Source organism: Knoellia aerolata DSM 18566 (assembly GCF_000768695.1).
In the GTDB taxonomy this organism is placed as follows: Bacteria; Actinomycetota; Actinomycetes; order Actinomycetales; family Dermatophilaceae; genus Knoellia; species Knoellia aerolata.
Map to the genome: position 1 here is coordinate 1 of NZ_AVPL01000211.1, position 298 is coordinate 298.

Genomic DNA, 298 nt, shown 5'->3' on the forward strand with positions numbered 1-298 from the left:
GGCTGTACCAACAGCTGTGGGACAGCGTCTACGCCGAGCCGTTGAAGCTGGATTACGATTACCCGACGCCCAAACCGGGCGGCGAATCCTGACGGTCAGGGCGCGTTAACCCGCGCCCCGCGTTGTTTACCGCCGCCAGCCGGCCTTCTCCAGCGCCGTCACCAGCTGTTCGGCGCTCAACCCTTCCGCCCGATGGCCGTTGCCGCTGACGGTATTGGCCGCCAGCAGCGCATTGACGATCGCCTCTTCCACCGCTTCCGCCGCCGCCGCGAACAGCGCCGAAATGTAGTCGTTGTTC

1 protein-coding gene is annotated in these 298 nt (G+C 65.8%); it reads right to left on the reverse strand.

The genetic code is table 11. The annotated features are described in order from the left end of the window. Nucleotides 1-126: 126 nt before the first annotated feature. The gene (locus N801_RS22310) at nt 127-285 is read right to left on the reverse strand and encodes a P1 family peptidase (protein WP_368679797.1); all 159 of its coding nucleotides are present in this window, start codon (nt 283-285) and stop codon (nt 127-129) included. Nucleotides 286-298 lie beyond the last annotated feature (13 nt).